Genomic DNA, 22,290 nt, shown 5'->3' on the forward strand with positions numbered 1-22,290 from the left:
AAAAAATGTTTGAAGACATATACAAGCAAATATTAATTGAAGTTAACAACCGTAATCAGTGCGTAATGTTAACTTATCTTGATTTGCATAGTGCAAGACAAGGTTCCATTGTCAGAAAAGTTATCTTAACAAAGGAAGATATAGAAAAAAAGTCTCTTTCACTTAATGACTATATTTACGAAAAAATATGTAGTTGTTTAGAAAGTGGGAAACTTGAATCTTTTAATATAGAAGAAAATGAGACTATTTTAATTGAACCATTCATCCCTAAACCACGTTTAATTGTTTTTGGTGGCGGTCACATAGCAAAACCTTTATCAGAATTTGCATCAAGAGCATGTTTCTCTATTACGGTTATAGATGATAGACCTTCCTTTGCTAATACAGTGCGATTTCCTGAAGCAGAAAAAGTTATTTGTGAAAGTTTCGAGAAATCCTTTGATTTAATTAACTTAAAGAAGTCCGATTATGTAGTTATTATAACAAGAGGGCATAGATATGATGGAGTTGTTTTGCGTAAAGTCTTAAATCATGACCTTAGTTATGTTGGAATGATAGGTTCAAGGCGCAGAGTAAATGCTATGAGAAGCGAGCTATTAGAGGAGGGCTTTTCTAAAGAAAAGCTTGAATTGGTTAATGCTCCAATAGGTATAGATATATATGCTATCACTCCAGATGAAATAGCTATTTCTATAGTAGCACAGCTTATAAGCTTTAAAAATAAGGGTTCTATGAGTAAGTTTGGTAAAAATTTCGCCATTCCAGAGTTTGATGCAGAAATATTAGAAAATATATCTAAAAAATCATCAGAACCTAAAGCACTTATAACTATACTGTCTTCTAAAGGATCAGTTCCGAGAAAAGCAGGAGCTAAAATGTTGACTTATCCTGATGGCAGAACTATCGGAAGTATAGGCGGAGGATGCAGTGAATCTGGTGTATTGCAAAAGGCAAGAGAAATTATGCGAGAAAAAGGTTTTTATATAGAGCAAGTTGACATGACCGGTGATGTGGCTGAATCTGAAGGTATGGCATGTGGTGGAACTATGGAAGTGCTAATTGAAATAATTTAGGGAAAGTTAATTTTTTAACATTAATTAATACTAAATTTTATTGAGGAGGTTGATTATGTCACAAAATAATATTAAAAAAGATGACAAAGTAAATGAAATGCTACCAGTAAGTCAGCTTGCTATTTTAGGATTACAACATGTACTAGCAATGTATGCAGGTGCAGTTGCAGTACCATTAATAATTGGCGGTGCTGTAGGTCTAACACCCGAGCAATTAGCATTTTTGGTGGCTGCAGATTTATTTACTTGCGGTATTGCAACTTTAATACAGGCAATTGGGATAGGTCCGTATGTTGGTATTAAGCTGCCAGCAATTTTAGGTTGTACATTTGCTGCAGTTGGTCCACTAATTATTATTGGTAAAAGTTTAGGAATGCAAACAGCGTATGGTTCTATAATAGTAGCCGCAATTATTGTTGTATTAGTAGCGCCATTGTATGGAAAGATATTAAAGTTTTTCCCTACTGTTGTAACAGGGACAGTAGTTACAATGATAGGTCTTTCTTTAGTAAATGTAGGAGTCACTAGTATTGGTGGAGGTTCAGGAGCTAAAGATTTTGGAAGTGTAGACAACCTTATACTAGGATCATTTGTAATGATAATTGTTTTAATATCTAATAAATTTCTAAGGGGATTTTTTCAAGCAATTTCTGTTTTAAATGGTATTATTTTAGGAACAATAGTTGCTGCATTTATGGGAAAAGTAGATTTTTCAGTAGTAACAAATGCAAAATGGATAAGTATTGTTCATCCTTTTAATTTTGGATTACCTCAATTTGATATTGGTTCAATAATTATGATGACATTCGTTATGTTAACAGTAATGATTGAATCAACAGGTACATTTCTTGGAATTGGCAAGGTCTGTGAAAAGGTTATCACCGAAAAAGATATTGTACGTGGACTTAGAGCAGAAGCAATTTCAACATTTTTAGGAGGTATCTTTAATTCATTCCCATATACAACATTCAATCAGAACCTAGGACTTTTAGCTTTAAGTAAAGTAAAAAGCCGTTTTGTTGTTATAGCATCTGGTATTATTCTTATTTCACTAGGATTAATTCCTAAATTTGCAGCATTAGCTACTATTATTCCTCAGCCTGTTATAGGCGGAGCTACAACAATAATGTTTGCAATGGTTGCAGTCGCAGGTTTTCAAATGCTTCAAAGTGTAGATTTTAATAATAATGCAAATATGATGATTGTTGCTTGCTCTATTGGTATAGGACTTGGAATTACTGCTGTACCTACGTTACTTGACCAAACACCAACATTTTTCAAGTCTATTTTTAGTAGTGGTATAGTTTCGGCATCAGTAACTGCCGTAATTCTAAATGCATTTTTGAATCATGGTAATAGGAATATTGAAAGTAATATAAAGCAAAATTCGGTTTCAGAATGAATCTTACAGATATCTAGCATACAACTTAGAGTTATTTGATAACTTACCAAAATCAAATACATTTTTGTTTCTTAGGACTATAAAAATTTAAATGGAAGCTTACACCAACATTAGCTTGATCCCAATTTCATTGTGAAAAGCTAATGCAAACAAGCTTCCATTAAGTACTTATAGAAGCTTATTTTCAAATGCCTGCTCCACAAAAATGTACTTGATTTCTAATGAAGATATGAACTATATGTTCATCTAATAAGTTGAATTTACAAGTTATTTATCTATATATTAAAATGTTAGAAACTATACTTAGCAAGTTCTTTTGAGAAATAATTTGCTAGAATTTATTTACAGATTTATACTATTTATAGTAAATACTGTTAAAAGATATTAAATGGGAGGTTATTTATGTTTAGATTAAATATAAATGGTAAAGATGAAGTATCTGAAATTGATAAATCTTTAATGTCTTTTTTAAGAGATGATTTGAGAATCACTTCTGTAAAAGATGGTTGCAGCGAAGGGGCGTGTGGAGCATGTACCGTTTTAGTAGATGGGAAAAAGGTAAAGGCTTGCCTCCAAAAGATATCAAAATTCGAAGGAAAAAAGATTTTAACTGTTGAAGGATTAAGCTCTAGAGAAAAGGAAGTTTATGAACATTGTTTTGCAGAAGCAGGCGCAGTTCAATGTGGTTTTTGCATTCCTGGAATGGTAATCTCCGCAAAATCATTATTAGATATTAATCTTAAACCAACAAGAATAGATGTGAAAAAAGCAATTAATGGAAACCTTTGTAGATGTACAGGCTATAAGAAAATTGAAGAAGCTATTTTAATGGCAGCAGAATATTTTAGGGACAATCTTAAAATTCCAACTGCTCCTACTGAATTAAAAATGGCACAGAAATTTAAACGTGTTGATGCAGCTGAAAAAATAAATGGGACAGGTATTTTCGTAGATGATATTGAAATACCTGGAATGTTATATGTAAAAGCAGTACGTACAAAATATCCAAGAGCTATTATAAATAAAATTGATATAAAGAAAGCAGAAGCGCATCCTGACTGCGCGAAAGTCTTACTTGCAAAAGATGTTCCAAACAATAAAATTGGGCATATAAAGCAGGACTGGGATGTAATGATTGCTGAAGGAGATACAACTAGATATGTAGGAGATGCATTGGCATTAGTAGCAACTTACCATAAAGACAAACTTGATGAAGTATGTCAATTAGTTGAAATTGACTATACTGAATTGGAACCCATTACTTGTCCGACAGATGCTTTAAAGGCAGATGCACCTCTAATCCATTCTGATGGAAATATTATGAGCCGTGATATTCTAAAACGGGGTAATGCTAATGAAGCAATTAAAAATTCTAAATATGTTGTAACAAGAAAATATAAGACACCATTTCAGGAACATGGATTTATGGAGCCAGAATGTGCAATCGCAATGCCTGAAGGAGAAGATGGCATATTGTTGTATTCAGGTTCTCAATCTGTTTATGATGAGCAACGTGAGATTTCAAATATGCTTAAAATTCCAATAGAAAAGGTACATTGTCATGCACAACTTGTTGGAGGCGGATTTGGTGGTAAAGAAGATATGAGCGTTCAGCATCATGCAGCATTAATGGCATGGTATACGAAAAAACCATGTAAAGTAAAATTCTCGAGACAGGAAAGTCTGGATTATCATACTAAACGTCATCCAATGGAAATGGAGTTTACAACAGCTTGCGATGAAAATGGTTACTTGACAGCTATGAAAGGTGTTATTATTGCCGATACAGGCGCGTATGCATCTCTTGGTGGGCCTGTATTACAAAGAGCATGTACTCACGCACCTGGACCATATAATTATCAGAATATTGATATCTTAGGAATGTCAGTTTACACAAACAATGTTGTATCTGGCGCATTTAGAGGCTTTGGTGTAATACAAAGTTGTTTTGCTACTGAAAATAACATTAATCTACTTGCTGAAATGGTCGGAATTTCACCATGGGAAATTCGTTATCGTAATGCAATTCGTCCTGGGGAGGTTTTGCCAAATGGTCAGATAGCAGATGAAAGTGTTGCTATGGCAGAGTGTTTGGAAGCCGTTAAGGATGTATATGAATCAAATCCATATGCGGGTATTGCCATTGGATTCAAAAATAGCGGAACTGGTGTAGGAAATAAAGACATTGGGCGTTGTATTTTATCAATTGAAGATGGAAAAGTTCATATTCGAACTTCTGCAGCATGTATGGGGCAAGGGATTGCAACAATGTGCACTACTGTATTATGTGAGACAACTGGGTTAGATCCGGTTCTTATTATACACGAAAGACCAGATACTATTCGTACACCTAACTCAGGAACTAGTACAGCTTCTAGACAAACTGTAGTAACTGGAGAGGCTGTAAGACGAGCATCTGAAAAATTGAAAGCAGAATTAGATAAAGGCTTAGGGCTTGATGATTTAGAAGGCAGAGAATTTTATGGAGAGTATTCTGCAAAGACAGACCCAATGGGATCTATAAAAGAAAATCCAATTAGTCATGTAAGCTATAGCTATGGAGCTCAAGTTGTTATCTTAAATGAAGAAGGAAAAGTTGAAAAAGTAGTTGCAGCATATGATGTTGGAACACCTGTTAATATTCAGTCTGTTGAAGGGCAGATTGAAGGTGGTATGGTTATGGGATTAGGTTATGCTTTGACAGAAGAATTTAAAATTGAAGGAAGTTATCCTAAAACAAAACTAGGCGCGCTAGGACTTATGAGAGCGACTGAGGCCCCTGAGCTTGAAGTTATTCTTGTGCAGAGCAAAAATAAAATTCCAGAGACCTATGGTGCCAAAGGTTGTGGAGAACTATGCTTGATTCCAACAGCTCCAGCTTGTTCCCTTGCTTACTATAGATTAGACGGAAAATTCCGTGCTCAGTTGCCACTAAAAGATACATTTTATAAAAAACAAAAGAATAAATAATATATAAAAGGAAGTATTTATTCTTTTGTTTTTAAGAAAGGAAGATTCTTAGATGAAAACTAATGGCATTATAGTGGCTGCTGGTTTATCTAGCCGTATGAAGGCATTTAAACCACTCCTGAAATTGAAAGAAAAAACTATAATTGAATACAGTATTGATAGTATGCTTAATGCTGGAGTGAATCAAATCGCTGTAGTTTTGGGATTTAATGCTGAAGAAGTTGAGACTTTACTACGTAATAAATATGATTGTTCACAATTAACATTTATATACAATGAAAAATATGCTGAAACGGATATGCTTGCTTCTGTTAAGCTTGGAGTACTAGCATTGGATAACTGTGATGCCTTTTATCTTCTTCCAGGAGATATGCCAGCAATTGAAACAAAAACTTTCCTTATGGTGAAAGATTCAATAAGCAGAACAGGTGCTATGGTGGCTTTTCCTACTATTAATGGACAACGAAAACATCCACCTTTGATTTCTTGGAAATGCATAGATTTTATTATTAATTTTCACGGAGATGGGGGTCTTAGAGAATTATGGAATCAGCTTGAAGACCAAATAGTAACAGTTCCTGTTGAGGATTTTGGGTGTACGATAGATGCAGATACAAAGGAAGATTACAATAGGTTGGTACATTATATGGATGAAAAGAATTGAGATTTTAATATATTAAAATTGGATTTTAAGTAAGGAAATACATTGCAAATATTTTTGTAAGATAACATAAAGTTAAAGACTTTGAAATTTTGCAAAAAATAATTAGTAGATATATGGGAGGCGCTATGCATGGAAAAAATAAGTGAATCTGTAAAGAAAAAGGATCATGAATCTAAAATAAGGGGTAGTGCTCTTTTCGTGGATGATCATGTAATGGATGGTATGCTTTATGGTAAACTACTGCATTCAGCAAAGGCAAAAGCACGAATTACCAATATTTCGATTCCTAAATTACCGGAAGGTTATTTTGTTGTTGATAAGAAAGATGTAACAGGTGTAAACCGTGTCCATATTGTTGAGGATGATACTCCGGTTTATGCTGAAGATACTGTAGAGTATGTTGGGGAACCGATTTTAATGGTTGTTGGACCTGAGTTTAAAGAAGTTGAAAGAATTTTAAATGAGATTATTGTAGCATACGAAGAAGAAGTTCCTATTTTGGATATGCGTAAGTCTGATACAGTTTTTTTCCATTACAACTATGCAAAAGGGGATATAGATAAGACGTTAAAAGAAGCTGATCGTGTTTTCATAGAAACATTTCAGACTGGATATCAAGAACAAGCTTACCTTGAAACTCAGGGAATGATTGCTTATCCCCATGATGGAAGAATGACTGTACGAGGTTCTATGCAATGTCCATATTATGTCTATGGAGCAGTTTCAAAAGCATTGGGTTATGATGCAAAGGATATACAAATAATTCAAGATGTTACTGGTGGAGGATTTGGAGGAAAAGAAGCATTTCCTTCAATACTTGCCTGCCAGGTTGCAGTTGCTGCTAAAAAGGCTAATAGACCTGTTAAGGTTATATTTGATAGAAGAGAAGACATGGAGTTTACTTCAAAACGTCATCCATCTATATCTACCTATAAGGTAGCTATTAAGAACAGTAAGATTACTGGCATGGACATTGATGTTTTATTTAATAGTGGTGCATATACTACACTTTCTCCAGTTGTTTTACAGCGTGGCTTAATTTGTGCAAACGGCGTATACCGTGTAGATAATCTCCGTGTTGTGGGACGTGCTGTTAAGACCAATACTGTACCTTGTGGCGCATACCGTGGATTTGGTGCACCACAGACGTTCTTTGCAGTAGAAATGATTATGGATCATATTGCAAAAGAAATGGGTGTTGATTCCCTTAAGCTTAAGGAAGAATATATTGTTAAACAAGGTGATTCTACGTCTACTAGTGGCAAATATCATTTCCATGTACCTCTACCTGAAATGATTGAACAGATTGATAAACTTTGCAATTACCGTGCAAAACGAGACCAGTATAAGATTCAGAATGGTAGATATCGTAAAGGTATTGGAATGTCTTTATTTTTCCATGGATGTGGTTTTACTGGCAGTGGAGAACGTGATTTCATTAAAGCAATTGCAAAAATAAGGAAAAATTCGGATGATACTGTAGATATTCTTGCAAGTAATTCAGATATAGGTCAAGGTCTTAAAACTACTTTCTCTAAAATTGTTGCGGATACTCTTGGTATTTCCTATGAACAAGTATTTATCAATAATCCAGACACAGATCTTGTTCCTGATTCAGGCCCAACTGTTGCAAGTCGTTCGCTTATGACAGTTGGAGAATTATTAAGGCGCGCAGCAGAGAGACTTAAAAAAGAATGGAAATCAGGAGAAGTTCAAGTTATAGAAGAACATTTCGTTGAACCTGATTTTGTGATTCCATTTAGTCTTGATGAATTTAAGGGAGATGCATATCCAACTTATTCTTGGGGAGTAAATGCTATTGAAGTGGAAGTAGATACATTTACTGCCACTACAAAGATACTAGGAGCATGGGGAAGCTTTGATGTTGGTGTTCCTATTGACATGAATATTATACAAGGACAGATGCAGGGCGGATTCCTTCAAGGGATTGGATATGCATCTATGGAACAGATGGATTACAACGATAAAGGTGTGATTAGAAATAATAGTTTTAGTGATTACATTATTCCTACAGCAGTAGATGTACCAAATTTAGTTACTGAAATAATCAATAATCCATATACACATGGTCCATATGGAGCAAAGGGTGCAGGTGAGTTACCTCTCGTAGGTGCAGCTCCAGCTTATGTTGAAGCTATGGAAAATGCTATTGGTGGAGATTTAAATAAAGTTCCATTCACAACAGAAGATACAATGATGGTTTTACAGGAGGTGGATAAATAATGATAAAATTTATTCTTAATGGCAAAGAGGTTACATCAAATTCTAAAGCAAATGAGCGTTTACTAGATGTACTTAGAAATGAATTTCGTATTACTGGCGTAAAGTGTGGTTGTAAAGAAGGTGAATGTGGAGCTTGTTCTATAATTCTTGATGGCAGGTTAGTTAATTCTTGTATGGTGGCTATGGGCAGTATTGAAGGCAGTACTGTTGTCACTATTGAAGGCTTTAGAGAAACTGAACGTTTTGCAGTTATTGATAAGGCATATGCATCAGTTAGTGCGGTGCAGTGTGGTTTTTGTATTCCAGGCATGATCCTTGCATCTGAATGTATCCTTAACAAGAATCCAAATCCTACAGAAGCAGAGATTCGCGAAGGCATTTCTGGAAATCTTTGTAGATGTACTGGTTATAATGCCATAGTTAAGGCTATTGGCATTGCAGCAAAGGAGGGGAAAGGATTATGGTAGATTGTTATAAACCAACATCTTTAAAAGAAGCATTGGACATCCTAGCAAAGGAAAGTGCTACACCTTATGCTGGAGGTACTGATTTGATGATTAAACCAGATGAAAATGCCACATATTTATTCCTTGATAAAGTAGCAGAAATGAAAAATATTGTAGAAGATAAAGAATATATTCGTATTGGTGCAGCATGTACTTATACTGATATTATTGAAAATAAACTTATTCCAACAGTACTGAAAGAAGCAGTTTCACAGATTGCAGCACCAGCAATTCGAAATATTGGTACTGTTGGTGGAAATATATGCAATGGTTCTCCAAAGGCTGATAGTGCACTGATTTTTTTTGCCACTGACTCTAAACTACGTCTTGCAAGTAACAGAGGCGAACGAGTAATTCCTATTTCTGACTTTTACCTTGGAAGAAAGAATACTGCGATTGAGAAAGATGAACTCCTCGTTGAGATTCTAATGAATAAAAATAATTTAAATAATTACTATTACAAGAAGGTTGGTGAAAGAAATGCTTTGGCAATTTCAAGAGTTTCTTTCGTTGGCATCATTAATATAGTTGATGATAAGGTCTTTAACTGTAGAACAGCATTTGGTGCAGTAAGTGATGTTGTTATAAGCCGTTCAGATATTGATGCAATGCTTATAGGAAAGACTGTTGAAGAAGCTAAGGCTCTCAAGGATAAGTATCTAGCAGCATATGAAAAGGAAATTGTTCCAATAAGGGGTAGAGTATCTGCAAAATACAGAAAAACTGTGTGTATGAATTTACTACGTGATTTTCTTGAAAGTAATGGAATTTAACTTATATAAGATTCTGGCATTAAGTGGAATTTTATTTAGGCGGGATTTGATTCCCGTCTGAATCTTAGTGGCTAGAGATAAGATAAAGTTAAATAGAATATAAGCATTTAATCTCAATAGGATTGAATGCTTTTTAGGCATATGAAAGAAAATAACAAGTCCAAAATGCCATGATTATTTTTCATCAAGCAAGGAAGTAGATTGTCTCATAGCGGGCTTATTAGGGCAATCTGCTGACACAGGATGACGGAAAATAGGCGTAGCAGATGGAATCGTTATTTTTTGAATAAGCCTCATTATTAAAATTATTGATAAATAGGGATATATTCTAAACAGATATAATAATAATCCATAATATGTATTTTTAGGGTTTAATTATTTTATAAAAACGTGTAGAATAATATTGTATCAAAAGTAAAATATAACCAGTTAGTTTGAGGGATTAAATTGGAATCTAATAACCAAAATATAAGATACTAATCAATTTGTTAAAGTTTGAATGATATGTACAAGCCTATTTGAGTTTTGTTGAAGAATAAGATAATACTGCTTAAGTAGAGCAAGAGGTATAGATATGAAGAGTAAAGAGAAGAGAACAACAGGCGGTATAATTGTTGCCGCAGGAAAAACATCAGAAAGAAATGGATTGAATCCATTATTGAAAATTGGCTCCATTACTGTAGTAAAAAGAATTGTTTTAACTTTTCAAAAAGCTGGAATTTCACCAATTGTGGTGATTACTGGATATAAAGCTGAAGAAATAGAACATCATTTAGCTGATTATGGAGTTGTATTTTTGCGAAATGATCAATATGAAAACTCGCGAAAGTTTGATTCTGCAAAGATAGGACTAGATTTTTTACAGAATAAATGCGACCAGCTATTATTCACCCCAGTTAATATTCCTATGTTTACACCAGAGACGCTTCAAATGATGATAGAATATGATGAAAAATTACTTTCACCAGCATATCGTGGAAAATCTGGGCATCCCCTTTTGATATCGTCTGAATTGATTCCTAAAATTCTAAAATATAATGGGAATATGGGATTACGAGGAGCCATTGAAAATATTGGAGTTAAAAGACAATGGATAGATGTAGAAGATGAAGGTATTCTATATGATACTGATTATATTGACCGATTAGATCAACTTTTAATAAAACATAATAAACATATACTTCATCCCTTTGTTAAAATCAGCATTGAAAAAGAATACTTGTTTTTTGATTCAAGAACAAAATTGCTTCTAATTCTGATTCAAGATACCCACTCTGTACGAAGTGCATGCAAACATATGGCATTATCTTATAGTAAAGCATGGAGTATGTTAAATCAGTTGGAACAAGAACTAGATTATGCAGTAGTTGAAAGAAAGCATGGTGGGAGCAATGGTGGAAAAACTTATCTTACAAAAGAAGGTACTGAATTTTTGGAAAAATATCAGCAATTTGAACAGAATGTACACCAGTTTGCAAAGAATGAATTTGAAAGGTTATTTTAGAAGTTGCAATTAATCTGATGTCTAGCCGCTGTAACACTCCCACAATATATGAAACTCCTCTTCCTAAAGTCAGATGAGTAAGCGATTCACACTAAATCATAGATTTAGGTTCTCTGCTTAAGTGGGAGATAACAGCGGCACGACCCTAGACGAGGTACCCCTTGATGGTATAAGTTAAACTAAGATTCAGATGGGAATCAAACCCCACCTGAATCAAGTTTCACTTGATATTTAACAAAATTTTTGAAAAAAATTTTACTTATAATTCGTTATACTTATACAAAATTACCAAATAATGATGGAGGAACAAAAATGAAAAAGATTAAAACTACAGAAGCTGTAGGTAATGTAATTTGTCATGATATTACACAAATTATCAAAGGAGAAAAAAAAGATGTTGCGTTTAAAAAAGGACACATTGTTACTGAGGAAGATATTCCAGTTTTATTATCAATAGGTAAAGATAATCTTTATGTATGGGAAAAAAAGGAGGGGATGCTTCATGAAAATGAAGCAGCAGAAATTCTCTGTAAAATATGTAAAAGTGACTATATGAGTGCAACTAAGGTGAAGGAAGGCAAAATCGAACTAATTGCGGCAGAAGATGGGTTGTTTAAAATTGATATTGAAAAGCTTCGTAAAATAAATTCTCTTGGCGAAATGATGATTGCAACACGCCACAGTAATTTTCCTGTAAAAAAAGGTGATAAATTAGCAGGCACACGAATTATTCCTCTTGTAATTGAACAAAAGAAAATGGACGAGGCAGTTAAATTGGCAGGTGATAAACCATTAATGGAGATTCTTCCATTTATCCACAAAAAAGCAGGGATTGTAACTACAGGGAATGAGGTTTTCTATGGAAGAATTAAAGATACATTTGGGCCTGTTATTAGAGAAAAGCTTGCAGAATATAATGTTGAAGTTTTAGGGCAGAAGATTCTTAGTGATGATCCTAAATTAATTACAGAAGCTATAAAGGATTTTATTAAAGAAGGTGCAGAATTAATAATATGTACAGGTGGAATGAGTGTAGACCCTGATGATACAACACCAACTGCAATTCAAAATACAGGCGCAAAGATTGTTTCATATGGTGCCCCTGTGCTTCCAGGTGCAATGTTTTTACTAGCATATTATAATGATGCACTTCCAGTTATTGGACTTCCAGGCTGCGTAATGTATGCCAAGCGTACTATTTTTGATTTGGTTCTTCCAAGAGTTATGGTAAATGACAAAATAACTTTAGAGGATATTGCAAACCTTGGGCATGGTGGGTTGTGTCTTTCATGCGATATTTGTACATTCCCTAATTGTGGTTTCGGGAAATAAGACTGACAAAGCTTAATCAAGTGAAACTTGATTCAGGTGGGATTTGATCCCATATGAATCTTAGATAAATATTGCAAGGTCAACCTGAAAGTGTTCCTATGGCTTAATGTCTTTAATAAGTATTTAAAAATTATCTGTGATAAACTTGGTTGATATGAGGTGAATAAAATGGTAGATAGTAGTGGTAGAAATATTGAATACCTTAGAATTTCTGTTACAGATAGATGTAATCTTAGATGTGTATATTGTATGCCGGAATGTGGAATTGAAAACTTAGAACATGACGAAATACTTACTTTTAAGGAGATTATGCTTATAGTTAAAACTGTTTCACAGCTTGGTATTCACAAGGTCAAAATTACAGGAGGAGAACCATTAGTACGAAAGGGTATTGTAAATTTAGTTAGAAGAATCAAAGATATTGATGGGATTGAAGAGATAACAATGACCACAAATGGCGTACTTTTTGGTGACATGGCAGATAGTTTAGCAGAAGCTGGTCTTGATAGTGTAAATATCAGTCTTGATACATTAAATAGTACAAACTTTAATAAAATTACTCGTAGAGACTGCTTAGATAAAGTGAAGTTTGGATTGAAAAAAGCAGAGGAGCTTGGATTGAAAACAAAAATAAATTGTGTCCCAATAGCTCAGTTAAATGGTGATGATTTAATAGATATATTGAAAATTGCTAAAGAAAATCCAATCGATGTACGTTTTATAGAACTTATGCCTATTGGTTTTGGGAAAAGTTATTCACCTGTTTGTAATGAACAAATATTTGAGCAGATAGAACAGAATTTTGGAACTCTTCAGAACTCAAAAATTAAACATGGTAATGGACCAGCTGTGTATTATAACTTATCAGATTTTAAAGGAAGTATTGGCTTTATAAGTGCAATTTCAAATGAATTTTGTGATACTTGTAATCGTATTCGATTGACTGCTGATGGAAATCTGAAATTATGTCTTCATTATAATAAGGGAGTTGCATTAAAGCCTCTTCTACGTAGTGGAATAAGTAAAGAACAATTAAAAAGAGTTATTGAAAATGCAATATATAATAAACCAAGTCACCATGGTTTTAATAGCAGTGACACGGAAAATATAGAATTAAAAAACATGGTTCAAATAGGAGGATAAATACTGTTGGAAAAGTTATAGCAGTATGCATCAATAGAATGAAAAACTTAGGAAGTATAAGATAGGAGAATAAGAAAAATGGAACTAACTCATATAAATGAAGAAGGAAGAGCAAGAATGGTTGATGTATCTGAAAAAATTGACACTGTACGGGAAGCAGTAGCAATTGGAACAGTTTCCATGAAAAGAGAAACCATTGAAAGAATAAAAGAAGGTACTATTTCAAAAGGGGATGTATTATCAGTAGCGCAGGTAGGAGGTATAATGGGTGCTAAAAATACTCCGCAAATAATACCAATGTGCCATCCTATAATGATATCTGGCTGTGATATAAGTTTTCGAATTGACGTTGAAAACAATAAAATTGAAATAACTGCAACTACTAAGACTGTAGGGAAGACAGGCATTGAGATGGAGGCCCTTACTGCTGTATCCACTGCAGCATTAACTATTTATGATATGTGTAAGGCTATTGATAGGGAAATGGTCATAAACAATATTATGCTTGTAAAAAAAAGTGGAGGGAAATCAGGCATATTTGAAAGGAAGGGATTATGATGAGTAAGGTTATTGCAGTGAATATAAGTGAGAAAAAAGGTGTTATAAAACATCCTATAGAAAAAGGTTTTTTTAGAGTTAATCATGGTCTCGATGGGGATGCTCATGCAGGAGAGTGGCATAGGCAGGTAAGTTTGCTTGGAACTGAAAGTATTGATAAAATGAAATCATCAGGAGTCGAAGGACTTACTCCAGGAAAGTTTGCTGAAAACATTACTACTGAGGGAATAGTTTTATATGAACTTCCTATAGGAACAAAGCTTAAAATTGGGGATGTTATGCTAGAAGTTACTCAGATAGGAAAGGAATGTCATTTGGGCTGCGAAATTAGAAAATTGGTAGGAGATTGTGTAATGCCTAGGGAAGGAATATTTACTAAAGTACTAGAAGAGGGGTATATTAAAGCTGGAGATAATATTATAATAGTTTAAAATAAGAAAAATAACAATTCAAGTTATATTTTTGAATTGTTATTTTTTTCACTATATTAAGCTATTCCATAACCATATTTTTCAAAAATCTTTTTACAAGTATCAGTAAATAAGAAATCTTCAAATGCTTTTGCGGCATCAGCATTTTTGCTAGCCTTAATTATTCCGATTGGATATGTAATCGGTGAATGCTTGTCCTCTGCTATTGTTTCTATAATTTTAGCATCTTTACTGCTTAACGCATCACTTTTATATACAAATCCAACTTCAGCATTTCCAGAAGTCGACCAGGCAAGTACTTCTTTTACATCTTTTGCAAAAACAAGTTTTGATGAAATAGAATCTTTAATACCAAGCTTAGTGAAAACTTCATCAGCATATTGTCCAGCTGGTACACTTTTAGGTTCCCCAACAGCTATCTTTTTAACCTTATCACTTGTTAGATCAGAAAGACCGCTTATAGTAGTGTCTTTAGGTCCGACTAAAACTAAATCATTTTTAACTAAGTCTTTTTTAGTATTTTCAAGTAATAAAGATTTGCTGTCTAATGCTTTCATTTGGCTTTGACCAGCTGAAATGAAGATATCACAAGGGGCACCTTGTTCTATTTGTTGCTGTAGAGATCCAGAAGCACCATAGTTAACAGTTAAAGTAACATTTGGAGCAGTCTTTTTATATTCGTCTTGTATATCTGTCAGTGCTTCTTTTAAACTAGCAGCAGCGGAAATGTTTAATTCTATTGAAGCTTCAGTAGCAGATTCCTTTTGTGGAGTAGTTGATGCCTTTTGAGCTCCGCAACCAATAAGTGACGTTGTTAATAAAACAGTTACTAAACTAAATAATCCTATTTTCTTTTTCATAAATAAAACCTCACATTCATAAAAATATTTCTATTATAATTATGTTTTGTTACGTTTGGATATGTTTCATTACGTTTTGCTTGTTGATTATTATACTAGCATTTATTTATAAGAAAAACAATATGTAATTGTAAAAATAAGTACTTGAATAGAAATATTGACAAAATTATTAGGATATGATTATAATTAGCCTAATGGTAATGTGATGTTACGGTATGTTTTATTAGATAAAGATCTCAAAGAAGAGATTACAGAAATGTATGAGCTTCTTTGAGATCTTTTTTTGCTTATGTTGAGAAAATATATAATTATGTACAAGTAATATAGCTTGTAATATCACATCTCTATATTGCATTTGTACGATAGAAACAGTAATTACGTAATGTTATTGCTTCTACTCATAATCTTTTATAATTATTTCAAGATATTTTTGACTCAGTGTATTTATTGAAATAATAAAGGATTTTATAAATGTGATGCTGATGTAAAACTATTTTCAAATTGTATTGTGAAATGATAAAAATTAACATATAAGTAAAAATATTGTTGTAAATTAAGCTGGAATAATTTATAATGTACATAATCAATAGTAACATAACAACATTGATTGAATTTAACTTGGGGAGGAAATAAAAATGAAATTAAGTGCAAGAAACCAATTGGCAGGAAAAGTTGTTGAAATTAAAGAAGGGGCAGTAAATGCATCAGTAAAAATCGAAATTGCTGAAAATACTATAATATCAGCAACTATATCAATGGATGCAGTAAAGGAACTAGGATTAACAGTAGGATCAGAAGCTACAGCAGTAATTAAGGCAACATCAGTAATGGTTATGGCTTAGTTCTCTATCATCTTATACTACATATGAAATCATAATCAAAAGAGGATATCTTAAGCTAAGATATTCTCTTTTTTACTAGCAGACTACTATATATATTTAAATAAAAGGATATATATCAAAAAAATAATTCTTTACAATACTACAAGAATATAGTTATATGTGTGTATATTTATGATATCTATATGCAATGTTCGGAATCATTAATAATGATCTCAAAGAGGAGAATGCAGAAATGTAGAAAACTCTTTGAGATTTTTTGTTTATAAAAAATTAAATTATGATATCCCAATAATGGTATCTTAAAAGGTTGAACAAGAATGGAGTGATTAATTTGAAATTTGTTACATTTTCTGGACCACCATCATCGGGCAAGACTTCAGTAATATTAAAGGTAATTGAGTGCTTAAAATCGGAACAAAGAAAATGTGGAGTTGTAAAATTTGACTGCCTTACAACTTATGATGATTTACTTTATAAAAAGGCAGGAATTGAAGTTATGGTAGGATTATCAGGAAATCTTTGCCCGGATCACTTTTATATCAGTAATATAGATGATTGTGTTAAATATGGAACAGAGAATGGGTTCGATTTGTTGATAAGCGAGAGTGCGGGGTTATGTAATAGGTGCTCACCTCATATTAAGGGTATTTTAGCAGTATGCGTAATAGATAGTCTGTCTGGAGTAAACACCCCTAAAAAGATTGGACCAATGTTAAAATATGCGGATATTATAGTAATTACAAAAGGTGACATAGTTTCTCAGGCTGAAAGAGAAGTGTTTAGTTTTATGGTAAAAGAGGCTAATTCCAAAGCAGAGATAGTGTATATTAATGGTCTTACTGGTCAGGGGGCTTATGAATTAAGCTTAAGCATAAAAAAAGCAAAATCTATTGAGAGTCTTGAAGGAGAAAAACTTAGATTTACAATGCCTTCAGCATTATGCTCTTATTGCCTTGGAGAAACAATAATAGGTGAAGATTACCAAACTGGAAACACGAAAAAAATAAATTTCCAAGAAATTAAAAGTAACAGAGAACTTAAAACGAGTTATTCTTTCAACAAAAATAGTGAAATATCTGAAATAGACTGCACAATAGTTAACTCGTTAACAATTGTAGGAGGACATGATAAAGGTGGAAATAAAGAAGATATTGAACTTACAATTAAAGTAGGGGAAGTAATTTGCATAGTTGGACCTACAGGATCTGGTAAAAGTAGATTACTCGAAGATATAGAGTGTATTGCGAGTGGTGATACTCCAACTGGAAGAATTATAAAAATAAATGGAGAAAATTTAAATTGTAGCAGGCTGGTTGCAGAGCTTTCGCAGAATATGAATTTTGTAATGGATGTATCTGTAGAAGAATTTATAAAAATGCATGCAAAAAGCAGGAATGTTATAGAGATAAAAAGTATTACAGACAAAATAGTAAAATATGCAAATGAACTAGCAGGAGAAGAATTCACTGGGGATACACCGATAACTTCATTGAGCGGGGGGCAATCAAGAGCATTAATGATTGCAGATACAGCATTATTAAGCGCTTCCCCAATAGTACTCATTGATGAAATTGAAAATGCAGGGGTAGATAGAAGTAGGGCATTAGAACTTTTAGTTAAAGAAGGAAAAATAGTTTTTGTATCTACTCATGACCCTATATTAGCATTGCTTGGGGATAAGAGAATTGTGATAAAAAATGGTGCGATAAATAAAGTAATCACAACAGTTCCAAAGGAAAGAGATAATCTTAAGATTATGAAACAAATTGATAATAAAATGTTAGAACTTAGAAATGCCTTAAGAAGTGGAGAAGTAATAGATTGGGATATGAAAGAATATTTTCTATAGATATCCAAATGCGACTTAGACTTACGCAATAGCCAACCGAAATTAGGTGAACTCTGTTGTTTCGGTTGCTATAGAATACAGCTGTGAATTTCTAACATCAGAAGTTGCAACATTTCTGCATGCTCCCGAGGCAAGCTCGTGACAAGCAAAAATGGAACATCTTCTTATTAAAAATAAGTGAAAAAAATATAAGATGGAGGTTGAAAATATGGGAAAGATGAAAAATATAATTGATAAATCAGAATACGATGTTCTTGGATTGTTACCGTGCCCTATAAAAGTGCCAATAGAAATTGGTTTTGATGAAATGATAAATAATTTAGAAAGTGAATGTGATTTTAAATATCTTGTTGAAGGTAATGCTAATTATGAGGTCATGTGGATGGATGAGTCTTCATATATTCCTAAAAAAGAAGAATTGCCAAAGATTATTATAAGTGCTGGAGTTAATAGTTTTTATAGAAAAGATTTTAGAGCTAAGGCAATAGAAGAGAAATACTTTAAGGAAATCAAAAACATAGAAGATGGAAAATTAATTGAAAATGATTTTAGTGATCCAAAAGGTAATTATTATATAATGGCATTAAATCATTTAGTTATGGCAGTAGATTTAACTAAATTGAATAATAGAAATATACCAACCTCGTGGGGAGAACTTTTGAATAGTTCATTTAAAAAAGAAGTTGCCATAAGAGGAAAGCGAGGAAAGTATTGTGAAACAACATTGCTAGCGATATATAAAGATTATGGTATGGATGGAATTATGAAATTAAAAGAACTTGTTGGCTTTGGCGGACATCCAGCTGAAATGGTAAAGAATGCAGGAAAAGGAATTGAGAATTCACCTACAATTAGTGTTATTCCCTATTTTTATGCAAGGCTTCTTAAAAATAATAAGAATGTTAAGATTGTTTGGCCTGAAGAAGGTGCAATAGTTAGTCCAGTGACATTATTAGTCCAAAATGATATTTCAAACATGTTGGAAAATGTGGTGAGCCATTTTACTAGTGAACAAGTACGAAATATATGCAAAGATGCAGCACTGCCTCATCCAATGGATTATTTAGAGTGCTTAAAAGAAAACAATTATAAGTTAAATTGGTTGGGATGGGATTTTATAAGCAATAATGATATAAACAAATTACTTCCAAATTTAAATAAATGTTTCTAAATGCTAGAAATTCTCACCTCTAAATGTTAGAATAAATTATTATACGGAGGAGGGAAGTTCTATGAATAATGAAGAATCCCTAACGGCAGTAGATGTCGCTGAACTATTAAAGATAACTAAAAATACAGTGTATGAAATGGTCAAAAGAGGTGAATTACCTGGATACAAAGTGGGGAAAAAGCTTAGAATTGATAAAAAGGATGTTGAGAATTACATCAATAGTCAAAAGGTAGCAAAAGGTAGCAATAATCAGATTAAGATATTAATAGATGAGCCAGTAATAGAAGAAAATCTGAGTAATATAAAAAAAGCGGAAAATTCAAATGATATTATAATATCAGGGCAAGATGTGATTTTAGATGTTTTAGCAGAAAAAATTAGGGAAAAGGCAAATGATATAAGGGTCCTTAGGTCTAATACAGGAAGCTACTCAGGTCTATATGACTTATATAATGATAAAATTTCTATATCGTCAGTACATTTATGGGATGGAGATACTAATGAATATAATACTGCTTTTGTAAGGAAACTAGTTCCAGGTATATCTTGTTTAATTATAAACTTGGCTTACAGAAATGTTGGTTTTTATGTTCCAAAAGGAAATCCCAATAAAATAACTAATTGGAAAGACTTGATTAAACAAGATATATCCATGATAAATAGGGAAAAAGGTTCTGGAATAAGAATTTTGCTTGATGAGAAATTAAGAGTTAATAATATAAATAGAGAACAAATTAAAGGATATAATATTGAAAAACAATCCCACTCTGCAGTAGCAAGAAGTATTGCAAGAGGGGAAGGTAATGTTGGGATAGGAAATGAAAAAGCAGCTAATCAGGTTGATGGGATTGATTTTATTAAAATTCAGGAAGAAAGATATGACTTAGTTATCAAGGAATCTGATTTAAAATATCCTATATATCAACTTATAATTAGAACTATTCAAAGTGAAGAGTTTAAGAGGGAAATTGAAAGTTTAGGCGGATATGATTTAAAAGATATAGGCAAAATACTTGATAAAACATAAATAATGATATAGTATAAGATTAATATTATAATTTTATGCAAAGGCGCAGTAATTTTACTGTGCCTTTTTGTTATTAAAAAATAAGGTATATGAAAGAAAATAATAGATGATGATTGATTATTTTTTGAATATATCTAAATAAAGGAGTGATAGTATATGGATGAAATAGGAGTATTTTTAAACGAAAAAGATCTTATAAGTTCTTTTGAGGAAGCACGATATGTAAAAATATTTGCAAAAGAAAAACATTTGTGGAAAACAAAAAAAACCATTTTAATTAATAGGGCAGGTGGTGAAAAATCAATAAATGAAATCAGACAGGAATACAAAAATGTAATTAATGAAATGGATGATTGTAAAATTATAATAGTAACAAAGGCTTTTGGAATTCCGTATAGTGTATTTTATATGGGGGATTTTAGTGTTTGGGAATTGGAAGGAAACCCATTTGATTATTTTGATGAAATTATTAAAAATGAAATGGTACAAGAGGAGAATGAAAATAAAGAAGTTGAAATTGCTAAGAAACTTGGTGATGGATATTTCATGATAGATCTACAGGAATTAGAGCTGATAAATCCTGAAATAACTTCTAAAAAGGCAATAATTCCTTATTTAGAAAAAGAAGATGTAAAAAAAATAGAAGTACGCTGTTGTCATGTACCGCCTTGGCTGGTTGCAAAAATGGACAAGGGTGAAATCTTATTATCCATTAATGAGATAAAAAGAAATGATTATATGGTAACTGTACAGAAAAATGTTTGAGGCACATGAAAAAAATAATAGACTAGGAGGCGAATTTATGGAGAAAATAATAACTAAGTATGGTATTTTAAATGATGCTATTATTGCTGAGTATTATTCCACTGGGGAACCAGAAGCGTATAAGGTGGAAGAATACAGCGAATTAAAAGTTTTAGACTATAATTTAGTACCGTTGCATGGATTTGTAGATGAAAGAAGAAAAGAATTTCCACCAGTAAAGGTATTTAAGAATGGCAATATTAAGAGTATTTCATTAAATGATTTGACAGTAATAAATACTAGTATAGGTGTATTTGAAGTTGAAAAAATAACATTCTATGAAGATGGTGAAATAAATAGATTGTTTCCTTTGGATGGAAGATTGTCAGGGTATTGGACTGAAGATGATGAATATAAATTAGCAAAAGCTTATAAATTTAGTTTTGATTTTTCATCATTTGAAGCTAAGATTATGTCTCTTCATTTCTATGAAACACAAGAACTTAAAAGTATCACATTGTGGCCAAAAGAAAAAATTAAAATAAATGTTGGAGAATATAATTTTGCAGGCAGAATAGGAGTCTCTTTATATAAAAGTGGAAAAATAAAATCCTGTGAGCCATTAATTGCAACAAATATAAAAACGCCCATTGGAAAAATCGAAGCTTATGACGTTAATGCAATGGGAATTCATGGGGATAGTAATTCTTTAGAATTTTATGAGGATGGAAGCATAAAATCTCTTATCACATCTACTAATACAATTACAATTAAAACATCGGAAGGTGACACGATTTTTCATTCTCCAAAAAAAATTAGATTGTATTCTAACAGTGAAGTTCTGGATACGATAACTTTAAAGGTGGAATTTATTGATGATAAGGTCATAATAGATAAACAATATGAATATGAGATTAAAGAAAATAAATTTGAGATAAAAGCATTTGGAGAAAGACACTTTACCCTTAATGGAGATAGAAATAAATAATTCTCATTAAATTTAACAAAACACGAATGATTTTGATAAATTGATAAAAATATATCGTTATCATTAGAAAAGTTATAGAAAATAAAAAAATAGTTTGCAATATCAGTTTTTTGTGATATTATAGTTTCAATAAATAAAACAAGCAAATGAAAAAAAGAAATTAATAAAAAAGTAATTATATACAAGTTTTTTTGAAATAATATAACTTA

Annotated in this window: 19 protein-coding genes; 18 read left to right on the top strand and 1 reads right to left on the bottom strand. The window is 32.4% G+C overall.

Features of this window, described 5'->3' with window-relative positions; all coding sequences use genetic code 11:
• The first annotated feature begins 5 nt into the window (after positions 1-5).
• The 12 genes from KEC93_RS10160 to KEC93_RS10215 all read left to right on the top strand — a co-directional run bounded on the left by KEC93_RS10160 (position 6) and on the right by KEC93_RS10215 (position 14,600).
• A complete protein-coding gene (locus tag KEC93_RS10160) occupies positions 6-1,073 on the top strand; it encodes an XdhC family protein (RefSeq protein WP_023976428.1) in 1,068 nt (355 codons plus the stop codon).
• Between the two features lie 55 nt (positions 1,074-1,128).
• Positions 1,129-2,475 (top strand): nucleobase:cation symporter-2 family protein, encoded by a 1,347-nt coding sequence (locus KEC93_RS10165; protein ID WP_017212888.1) that lies wholly within the window; start codon positions 1,129-1,131, stop codon positions 2,473-2,475.
• A 402-nt stretch (positions 2,476-2,877) separates the two neighbouring features.
• Complete coding sequence (xdh, locus tag KEC93_RS10170; protein ID WP_077868577.1) at positions 2,878-5,445, top strand: selenium-dependent xanthine dehydrogenase; 2,568 nt, start codon at positions 2,878-2,880, stop codon at positions 5,443-5,445.
• A 52-nt stretch (positions 5,446-5,497) separates the two neighbouring features.
• On the top strand, positions 5,498-6,109 hold the full coding sequence (locus KEC93_RS10175) for a nucleotidyltransferase family protein (protein ID WP_023976187.1): 612 nt from the start codon (positions 5,498-5,500) through the stop codon (positions 6,107-6,109).
• A gap of 129 nt (positions 6,110-6,238) precedes the next feature.
• Entirely contained in the window at positions 6,239-8,353 is a 2,115-nt protein-coding gene (locus tag KEC93_RS10180) for a xanthine dehydrogenase family protein molybdopterin-binding subunit (RefSeq protein WP_077868578.1), read from the top strand.
• Positions 8,353-8,820, top strand: a complete 468-nt coding sequence (locus KEC93_RS10185; RefSeq protein WP_077868579.1) for a (2Fe-2S)-binding protein — start codon at positions 8,353-8,355, stop codon at positions 8,818-8,820. The genes KEC93_RS10180 and KEC93_RS10185 overlap by 1 nt, the downstream gene beginning before the upstream one ends.
• Positions 8,814-9,632 carry an FAD binding domain-containing protein gene (locus tag KEC93_RS10190; RefSeq protein ID WP_077868580.1) on the top strand — a complete coding sequence of 273 codons (819 nt, stop codon included), beginning with the start codon at positions 8,814-8,816 and terminating at the stop codon, positions 9,630-9,632. The genes KEC93_RS10185 and KEC93_RS10190 overlap by 7 nt, the downstream gene beginning before the upstream one ends.
• Positions 9,633-10,206: 574 nt before the next feature.
• Positions 10,207-11,136: an NTP transferase domain-containing protein gene (locus KEC93_RS10195; protein ID WP_077868581.1), complete on the top strand. Its 930-nt coding sequence runs from the start codon at positions 10,207-10,209 to the stop codon at positions 11,134-11,136.
• Positions 11,137-11,448: 312 nt separating this feature from the next.
• Positions 11,449-12,468, top strand: a complete 1,020-nt coding sequence (locus KEC93_RS10200) for a molybdopterin-binding protein (protein ID WP_077868582.1) — start codon at positions 11,449-11,451, stop codon at positions 12,466-12,468.
• Between the two features lie 168 nt (positions 12,469-12,636).
• Entirely contained in the window at positions 12,637-13,611 is a 975-nt protein-coding gene (gene moaA, locus KEC93_RS10205) for a GTP 3',8-cyclase MoaA (RefSeq protein ID WP_077868583.1), read from the top strand.
• 78 nt (positions 13,612-13,689) lie between these two features.
• Entirely contained in the window at positions 13,690-14,169 is a 480-nt protein-coding gene (gene moaC / locus KEC93_RS10210) for a cyclic pyranopterin monophosphate synthase MoaC (protein WP_065417303.1), read from the top strand.
• The gene (locus tag KEC93_RS10215) at positions 14,169-14,600 is read left to right on the top strand and encodes an MOSC domain-containing protein (protein ID WP_077844813.1); all 432 of its coding nucleotides are present in this window, start codon (positions 14,169-14,171) and stop codon (positions 14,598-14,600) included. Before moaC ends, KEC93_RS10215 begins: the two co-directional genes overlap by 1 nt.
• A gap of 56 nt (positions 14,601-14,656) precedes the next feature.
• On the opposite strand, the gene modA is transcribed toward KEC93_RS10215, so the two are convergent.
• Positions 14,657-15,460 carry a molybdate ABC transporter substrate-binding protein gene (modA, locus tag KEC93_RS10220; RefSeq protein ID WP_077868584.1) on the bottom strand — a complete coding sequence of 268 codons (804 nt, stop codon included), beginning with the start codon at positions 15,458-15,460 and terminating at the stop codon, positions 14,657-14,659.
• A gap of 635 nt (positions 15,461-16,095) precedes the next feature.
• Here modA and KEC93_RS10225 point away from each other — a divergent pair.
• The 6 genes from KEC93_RS10225 to KEC93_RS10250 all read left to right on the top strand — a co-directional run bounded on the left by KEC93_RS10225 (position 16,096) and on the right by KEC93_RS10250 (position 22,081).
• Positions 16,096-16,302 (top strand): TOBE domain-containing protein, encoded by a 207-nt coding sequence (locus KEC93_RS10225; protein WP_039773847.1) that lies wholly within the window; start codon positions 16,096-16,098, stop codon positions 16,300-16,302.
• A gap of 331 nt (positions 16,303-16,633) precedes the next feature.
• The gene (locus KEC93_RS10230) at positions 16,634-18,151 is read left to right on the top strand and encodes an ATP-binding cassette domain-containing protein (RefSeq protein WP_077868585.1); all 1,518 of its coding nucleotides are present in this window, start codon (positions 16,634-16,636) and stop codon (positions 18,149-18,151) included.
• A 208-nt stretch (positions 18,152-18,359) separates the two neighbouring features.
• A complete protein-coding gene (locus tag KEC93_RS10235; RefSeq protein ID WP_077868586.1) occupies positions 18,360-19,322 on the top strand; it encodes an ABC transporter substrate-binding protein in 963 nt (320 codons plus the stop codon).
• A gap of 61 nt (positions 19,323-19,383) precedes the next feature.
• Positions 19,384-20,349 (top strand): substrate-binding domain-containing protein, encoded by a 966-nt coding sequence (locus tag KEC93_RS10240; RefSeq protein WP_077868587.1) that lies wholly within the window; start codon positions 19,384-19,386, stop codon positions 20,347-20,349.
• Between the two features lie 156 nt (positions 20,350-20,505).
• Positions 20,506-21,114 (top strand): Fe-only nitrogenase accessory AnfO family protein, encoded by a 609-nt coding sequence (locus tag KEC93_RS10245; protein ID WP_077868588.1) that lies wholly within the window; start codon positions 20,506-20,508, stop codon positions 21,112-21,114.
• A gap of 37 nt (positions 21,115-21,151) precedes the next feature.
• A complete protein-coding gene (locus KEC93_RS10250; RefSeq protein WP_238892924.1) occupies positions 21,152-22,081 on the top strand; it encodes a hypothetical protein in 930 nt (309 codons plus the stop codon).
• Positions 22,082-22,290 lie beyond the last annotated feature (209 nt).

Source organism: Clostridium beijerinckii, assembly GCF_018223745.1.
GTDB lineage: Bacteria > Bacillota > Clostridia > Clostridiales > Clostridiaceae > Clostridium > Clostridium beijerinckii.